The following is a 7,700-nucleotide window of genomic DNA, read 5'->3' on the forward strand; positions in this document are numbered from 1 at the left end:
CGGTGACGGCGTGCCGGCCGGCCCGAACGCCTCCGCCCGCCCCGGGGCATCGCCCGGGCCTAGCCTCGGGCCGTCCGCTCCGTCGGATGTCGCCACCGTTGTTGTCATGTCTTCCTCTGTTCCCGAGCGGCGGGGACGGGACGCCGCCGGCCGCCGGCGGGACCTGCCCGCCGTCATCGATGTCGAAGGGACAGCGTCGAAGGGATAAGCGCGCAGGGCGACGAAAACATCCCCCGGGCCGCCTGGCGCCCGGGCCGCCGGCCGGGGAGCCGGCGGCGGCCTGAGCGCCGCGGGTCAGGGGATCAGGGCGTGACCCGGCCGGCACGCCAGCCGGTGGCCGGGCGCCGCAGTCGTTCGAGTGTGCCGATCAGCATGTTCGTCCGGGAACGAGCGGCCAGCACGTCGTTGACGGCGTGGGCTCGATGATGCGCCCGAGCGGCGCCGTCCGGGGCCGGCGACGCGGCGGCCTGCCGCATCTGCGCCCGACGGGCGGCGACGACCTGGGGAGCGCGCGCGCCGGCGAGGGCGCGGTTGAGGGAGGCGGACAGCGCTTCGAGACTCTTGGTGGTCCTGACCTCGGACATGAGGGTCCTTCCAGCGACGTGGAGAGCTCGTGTTCATCACACAACCCTCTCTAACCGGAATCAAGAGAAGCCGCGTGACGGACGACACATAAGGGCGGGTGTCGGCACTCCGACGCGGCGGTGACGTACCGGTCATCCCCGGACGAGCAACTACCCATCCGGCAGACTCGTTGGATATACCCCTACTGACCTGGACTTTCGTCTACGCACGCCGACAGCCCCGAACCGCAACCGCGAGAGACGTGATTCACATCACCACTCAAAACTCGTAGGTGTGAAGGGTGTGCGAGCTGGGTATCGCAGCATCGCCAGGTGTGCCGCTCGGCCAATCACCGCTCATCGCCGGGTCGAAGTCGCTACGCTGATCAGGTGCCACGAAATCGGCAGGACGTGCCCCGCGAGGAGCGGATCGAGGCGTTGCTCGCCGTCGCCGAGGAGCAGTTCCTCGCCCGCGGCTTCGCCGGAACCTCGATCGCCGAGATCGCCCGCTCCGCCGGGATCGAGCCCGGCAGCGTCTACTGGTACTTCCGCTCCAAGGACCACGCGTTCGCCGCGGTGCTCAACCGCCTGCTCGACGTCGAGGTGGAACGGATCACCGGCCTTCCCGGCGACCCGGCAGAGAAGCTCTTCCTCGGCCTCGACTCGGTGGAGCGCCGGCGCACGCTGCACCCCTGCGTCGCGGAGCGCGCGCCGCACGCCGAGCCGGTGATGGAGTACCACGAGCGGCTGCACGAATGGCTGCACGGCCTGGCGCTCGCCGCGGTGCACGACCTGGTGCCCGAGGCCGACCGCGCGCTCGCCGCCGACGCGGTCGTCGCCACCATCGAGGGCGGCCTCGCCAACCCCGCGCCGACCCGGCCGACCAGCCACCTCGTGCACTTCCTGCTCGCGGCCTTCTGCAAGGACTCCGCGCTGCCCGCGCGGACGGAGTTCACCGGCTGGGTGGCGCCGCTGTTCGCCCGGCCCCAACTCGGCTGACGACTCCGCCCGGCCGGGCCAGCCCGGGACGCCACCGGCCTCGCCGGTGCGCCCGGACCGGCCGGTGGGCGACCACGCGCACGTCGGTGCCAGGATCGAATGTTGTGAGAGTGACAGCCCTGGCCGGCGGAATCGGCGCCGCCCGTTTCCTGCGCGGCGTACGCGCCGCCCTGCCCGACGCCGACATCACGGTGATCGGCAACACCGGCGACGACATCACCCTGCACGGTCTACGGATCTGCCCTGACCTGGACACCGTGATGTACACCCTCGGCGGCGCCATCTCCGCCGAACGTGGTTGGGGACGCGAAGGCGAGACGTTCGTCGTCGCCGAGGAACTCGCCGCCTACGGTGTCGGCCCGGCCTGGTTCGGCCTCGGCGACCGGGACCTCGCGACCCACCTCGTCCGCACCCAGATGCTCGACGCCGGCCACCCGCTGGCCGATGTCACCCGGGCGATCTGCGATCGGTGGCAGCCCGGGGTCCGGCTCCTGCCGATGACGAACGACCGGGTCGAGACCCATGTCGTCATCACCGACGAGAGCGGCCAGCGCGCCGTGCACTTCCAGGAATGGTGGCTGCGGCTGCGCGCCGCCGTCCCGGCGCAGGCCATCGTCGCGCTGCGGGCCGAGTCCGCGACGCCCGCGCCCGGCGTGCTCGACGCCATCGGCCAGGCCGACGTGGTGCTGTTCCCGCCGTCGAACCCGGTGGTGTCAATCGGCACGATCCTGGCGATACCCGGCATCCGCGACGCGGTGGCCAGCACCGCGGCACCCGTCGTCGGGGTCTCCCCCATCATCGGCGGGGCGGCGGTGCGGGGGATGGCAGACGCCTGCCTGACCGCGATCGGGGTGGAGACCTCGGCACAGGCCGTCGGGGCGCACTATGGCGGCCGGGGACGGGCAGGCCGGGGACGGGCAGGCCGGGGACGGGCAGGCCAGGGGTCGAGCGATGCCGTGACCCCGCCGACGGACGGCCAGGCGGCGCCGACAGGGCTGCTCGACGGCTGGCTGGTGGACACCGCGGACGCCGCCGCGGTGGTGCCCGGCGCCGTCGTGGCGTCCCGGCCGCTGCTGATGACCGACCTGCCCGCGACCGAGGCGATCGTGCGGGCGGCGCTGGAGCTCGCCGGTGTCTGACGACCACGCGGCCGCCGGGCAGCCGCCGAGCGCCGAGCTGGAGGTCTTCGGGCTCGCCGGCATCGGCGAGGTGCGGCCGGGTGACGACCTCGCCGCGGTCGTGGCCGGCGCCGTGGCGAGCGGGCGCCCCCTCGCCGACGGTGACGTCCTCGTCGTCACCTCGAAGATCGTCTCCAAGGCGGAGGGACGGCTCGTCCCGGCGGGCGGGAACCGGGAGGCCGTCCGGCAGGCAGCGATCGACACCGAGACCGTCCGCGAGGTCGCCAGCCGGGGGCCGACCAGGATCGTCGAGACGCGTCACGGGCTCGTCCTGGCCAGTGCCGGGGTGGACGCTTCGAACGTGGCGGCCGACTCGATCGCGCTGCTCCCGGTGGATCCCGACGCGAGCGCGGCCGGCCTACGCGCGGGCCTCGCCGCCCGGCTCGGGGTGGACGTGGCGGTGGTGGTCACCGACACGGCCGGGCGGCCGTGGCGCAAGGGCCTGACGGACCTGGCGATCGGCGTCGCCGGCATGGCGGCGTTGCGCAGCCACATCGGCGACGTCGACGGCTACGGCAACGAGCTGGGCATGACCGAGGTCGCCGAGGCCGACGAGCTTGCCGCCGCCGCCGACCTGGTCAAGGGCAAGCTCGGGGCGACCCCGGTAGCCGTCGTCCGCGGCTACACCTGGCTCGCGGACGACGGGCGGGGCGCCCGGTCGCTGGTGCGCCCGCCCGGCGAGGACATGTTCCGCCTCGGGACGCTGGAGGCCCGCCGCTCGGCGCTGTCGGAGCGACGCACGGTGCGGGAGTTCACCGCCGACCCGGTCGATCCGACCGCGGTGCGCCGCGCGGTCGCGGCGGCGCTGACCGCTCCCGCCCCGCACCACACCACGCCGTGGCGGTTCGTGATCGTCGCCGAGCGGCGCGCGGAGCTGCTTGCCGCGATGGCCGCCGCCTGGGCCGACGACCTGCGCCGCGACGGGTTCGACGAGGCGCAGGTCGGCCGGCGGCTGCGCCGCGGCGAGGTGCTGCGGCGGGCTCCGCTGCTGATCGTGCCGATCATGGCGCTGGACGGTGCGCATCCCTACCCGGATGAACGGCGCGCCCGCGCCGAGGAGCGGATGTTCACCGTCGCCGTCGGCGCGGGGGTGCAGAACCTGCTGGTCGCGCTCGCCACCGAGGGGCTCGGCTCCTGCTGGGTGTCCTCGACGTTGTTCTGCGCCGACGTGGTGACCCGCGTGCTGGACCTGCCGGCCGACTGGGTTCCCGTGGGCACGGTCGGTGTCGGCCACGCCGCCGCTGCGGCAGCCCCCCGGGCGCCACGCGAGCCGGACGAGTACCTGCTGTACCGCTGAGGGGGGCCGTGCCGGGTACGGCCGACTACCGGGGGAAACGCGGCGATGTGGGGGTCACCTGATGCACCCGGTCCGGCTCGTCCGGGTGCTCACCGGCGGGTCGCATGCATCCTGCGGGTGCTAAGTGGTTCGACACTTCGTAGGATCAGCGACCGTGGGGAAGAAGAACACCGAACGCAACGCCCGGCTCGATCAGCTGCGACGTGAGCAGAAGCGCAAGGAACGCCGCCGCGCGCTGCTCATCTACGGCACGGCTGGTGGTGTCGCGCTTGTCCTGTTGGTCGGAATCATCATCTACGCGATCTCCGACAACAACGCCAAGGGCAAGACGCGCCAGGTCGGCTACGTGGCCTCCGGCTCGTCCGCGGCGACCGCGGCCGGCTGCACGGGCACGGTGAACGACGCCTCCCAGGGCAGCACCCACGTCACCACCACGGTCGACTACAAGGCGTCGCCGCCATCCTCCGGCAGCCACAATCCCGATCCGCTGCCCGATGGCATCTCGTTCTACAACCCCAGGTCGAAGATTCCGGTGGAACGTGCCGTGCACAACCTGGAGCACGGCTTCATCGTCGGCTGGTACGACCCGAGTCTGCCTGCCGACCAGGTCGCGAAGCTGAAGTCGCTGGCGGCGGACGCCGGCCCGCGGTTCATCGGCGTGCCCTGGACCCGCGGGAATTTTGCGCAGGGCAAGCACTTCGTCCTGACCGCCTGGGACCGCACCCAGCGGTGCACCACGGTGTCCGCGGACGTCATCAAGGACTTCGTCGCCAAGCACGCCAACCCGGACCCGGCCGGCGCGACGTGGGACTCCCCGACCGCCCCCGAGTCGGGCGCGCAGGGCGGCACCCTCGACGTCTCCGCGGACGGCCCGCTGGCCGCCGCCGCGAGCGGCTCGGCCACACCGGCCCCGGGTTCGGGAACCATGACGGTGGCGCCGAGCAACCCGACGCCCGCCCCCTGAGCCCTAACGTCAAGCCTGAGCGTCCCCGCCCGCGGGGACGCTCAGGACACCGTGTCGGTGCGGATCGGCATCAGCAGGTAGCGGAAGGCACCGCCGTCCGGGGACCCCCGCCCGCCGCTGTCCTTGCCGGTCAGCACCACGGGACGCGCGCTGGCCTGCGCCGGATCGGCGGCGACGAAGCCGATCGTTGCCTCGTCGTCCTCCACCGCTCCCAACCCGTCCAGCAGGTAGGACGGGTTGAGCAGCACCGACAGCTCCGGGCCCGTGTACTCGACGGGGATCGTCTCGCTGGCCTGCGCCCCGCCGCCGTCACCGGCCTCGGCGACGACCTGGTCCCGGGTGAAGGTGAAGCGCAGCGGCGCCGTGCGGGTGGCGACGACGGCGACCCGGCGGACCGCCGCCGCCAGTTCGGCGGTCTGGGCGGTGGCGACGTGGGCGACCGTCTCGGGCAGCAGCTTGCGGTAGTTGGGGAAGGTTCCGTCGATGAGGCGGACGATCGTCTGCCGGCCGGCCGCGGCGAACCCCAGCCGCGCCCCCGCCGGGTCGGAGACGTCGAGCCCGACCACGATCCGGGACGCCGACGTCTGGGTGCGGGCCACGTCGGCGAGGACCTTGGCCGGGACATGGGCGAGCGCCCAGGGGTCCTCGACGGTCGGCTGCCAGGGAATTCCCCGGACGGCCAGGCGGTAGCGGTCGGTGGCGGCGAGGCTCAGCCCGCGCCCGGAAATCTCCAGGCGGACGGCGGTCAGCACCGGGACCGTCTCGTCCCGGCCCGCGGCCGGCGCGACCTGGCCGACCGCCTCCGCGAAGCCGAGGGTGTCGACCTCCCCGATCGGTGCGGGGAAGCTCGGCAGCTCCGGATAGTCAGCCGGGTCCATCAGCGGCACGGTGAACCGCACACTGCCGCAGCGCAGCAGCAGCCGGTCGCCCTCGGTGTCGACCTGGATCACCGCCGCCGGCAGGCTGCGCACGATGTCGGCCAGCAGCCGGCCCGGCACCAGCGCCCGCCCGGGCTGCTCCACCGTCGCCGCGACCGGGGCCCGCACCGCGACCTCCGTGTCGAACGCGCAGACCACCAGGCCGGCGGCGGCCGCGGAGCCCGCGGTCGCGTCGAGCAGCAGGCCGGTCAGGGCATTCGCCGTCAGACCGGGCCGACTGGGCAGATTTCGGGCGGCCCAGCCGGTCGCGTCGGCGAGCACGTCGCGTTCCACGCTGAACCTCATGGCGCCGATTGTCCCCGTCATCAGCCGTAAATCGCCGCATTCACAGCGAGTGTCCGCGCCCCTTGACCAGCTTTCGCACCTGCGGGGACACCTGGGCCACACCCGGGGGCGTCCGCGTCAGGTGCGGTCCGAGCTGAAGCGGACCGCACCGGCGGCGAGCACGGCGCCGGGGAACACCCGCGCGCCCGCGCGCAGCTCGTTGCCCCGCTCGACGACCGCGCCGTCCCCGATCACCACCCCATCGAGCACGACGCCGGCGCCGATGAGCGCCCCGCGCCCGATGACACTGTCGCGGACGGTAGCTCCCGCCTCCACCACGGCGTCGTCGAAGACGACCGCGCCGTCCACCGCCGCACCGGTGCCCACCCGGGCCCGGGCGCCGATGGTGGCTCCGCCGCCGACCTTGGCGTCGGAGGCGACCTGGGCGCCCGTGAGCACCAGGCAGTCCCCGACCGGGCCCGGCAGCGCCGAGGAGACCATCCGCCCGGTCACCAGGTCCCGACTGCCCTGGACGAACGCGGCGGGCGTGCCGAGGTCGAGCCAGTAGGTGCTGTCGGGGAAGCCGAGAAGCGGCGTGCCGGCGGTGAGCAGGCCGGGGAAAGTCTCCCGCTCGACCGACACCGGCCGACCGGTCGGGATCGTGTCGATCACGGAGCGGCGGAACACGTAGCAACCGGCGTTGATCAGGTTCGTGGGCGGGTCGGGGGTCTTCTCCAGGAACGCGGTGACGCGGCCCTCGCCGTCGACCGGGACCACACCGAACGCCCGCGGGTCCTCCACCTCGGTCAGGTGCAGGGTCACGGCCGCCTCGGCCTCCCGGTGGCGCCGGACGAGCGCCTGGATGTCCAGGCCGGACAGGATGTCACCATTGAAGATCACTACCGGGTCGTCGGGATCACCACGCAGCCGCCCGGCGACGTTGCGGATCGCGCCACCGGTGCCCAGGGGTTCCGTCTCGGTGACGTACTCGAGTTCCAGACCGTGCGCCGAGCCGTCGCCGAAGTACTCCTCGAAGACCTCCGCCCGGTACGACGTCGCGAGGACCACCCGACCGATCCCGGCGTCCCGCGCCCGGGCCAGCATGTGCGCCGTGACCGGCACCCCCGCGACGGGCAACATCGGCTTGGGCGCCGACATCGTGAGTGGTCGTAGACGGGTCCCCTGACCGCCGACAAGCATCACTGCGTCCATGCAGCGCAGTGTCGCAGAACACGGGGTAGCCCCTGAAGACGGATGGGTTACGGGACCACTGTTCGAACGGGCCGCCATTGATCCAACACGCTTCGTGGGCCACCCGGCACCCATTCCGCCGGGCACGTCACGCCGGGCTGGTCACGACCCGCCCATCTCGTCACCGGGCCATAACGGGCGGCGAGATACGGTCTCGGCCCGCCACCGCCGAACAGCGGGGGCGAGAACACCCGCCGCGCGGACTCCGCGGCCGGCCGGCGGGCGGGCACGCAGGCAGGCCGGCGC

The 7,700-nt window shown here is 73.4% G+C and carries 7 protein-coding genes; 4 read left to right on the forward strand and 3 right to left on the reverse strand.

The genetic code is table 11. The features are described 5' to 3' along the window. Positions 1-302: 302 nt before the first annotated feature. The gene (locus MXD58_RS15535; protein ID WP_248838380.1) at positions 303-584 is read right to left on the reverse strand and encodes a hypothetical protein; all 282 of its coding nucleotides are present in this window, start codon (positions 582-584) and stop codon (positions 303-305) included. A 369-nt stretch (positions 585-953) separates the two neighbouring features. On the opposite strand from MXD58_RS15535, the gene MXD58_RS15540 reads away from it, so the two are divergent. From MXD58_RS15540 to MXD58_RS15555, 4 genes are all read left to right on the forward strand, one after another. Beyond that, a complete protein-coding gene (locus MXD58_RS15540) occupies positions 954-1,562 on the forward strand; it encodes a TetR/AcrR family transcriptional regulator (RefSeq protein WP_248838381.1) in 609 nt (202 codons plus the stop codon). Positions 1,563-1,666: 104 nt separating this feature from the next. Further along, positions 1,667-2,701 (forward strand): 2-phospho-L-lactate transferase, encoded by a 1,035-nt coding sequence (gene cofD, locus MXD58_RS15545; RefSeq protein ID WP_248838382.1) that lies wholly within the window; start codon positions 1,667-1,669, stop codon positions 2,699-2,701. Next, complete coding sequence (locus MXD58_RS15550) at positions 2,694-4,037, forward strand: coenzyme F420-0:L-glutamate ligase (protein ID WP_248838383.1); 1,344 nt, start codon at positions 2,694-2,696, stop codon at positions 4,035-4,037. Before cofD ends, MXD58_RS15550 begins: the two co-directional genes overlap by 8 nt. Before the next feature lie 154 nt (positions 4,038-4,191). Beyond that, on the forward strand, positions 4,192-5,001 hold the full coding sequence (locus MXD58_RS15555) for a thioredoxin-like domain-containing protein (RefSeq protein ID WP_248838384.1): 810 nt from the start codon (positions 4,192-4,194) through the stop codon (positions 4,999-5,001). A 41-nt stretch (positions 5,002-5,042) separates the two neighbouring features. On the opposite strand, the gene dnaN is transcribed toward MXD58_RS15555, so the two are convergent. Then, the gene (dnaN, locus tag MXD58_RS15560) at positions 5,043-6,224 is read right to left on the reverse strand and encodes a DNA polymerase III subunit beta (RefSeq protein ID WP_248838385.1); all 1,182 of its coding nucleotides are present in this window, start codon (positions 6,222-6,224) and stop codon (positions 5,043-5,045) included. Between the two features lie 117 nt (positions 6,225-6,341). Then, on the reverse strand, positions 6,342-7,403 hold the full coding sequence (manB, locus tag MXD58_RS15565) for a mannose-1-phosphate guanylyltransferase (protein ID WP_250609446.1): 1,062 nt from the start codon (positions 7,401-7,403) through the stop codon (positions 6,342-6,344). Between the last annotated feature and the right edge of the window lie 297 nt (positions 7,404-7,700).

It is taken from the genome of Frankia sp. AgKG'84/4, from assembly GCF_023242965.2.
Lineage (GTDB): Bacteria > Actinomycetota > Actinomycetes > Frankiales > Frankiaceae > Frankia.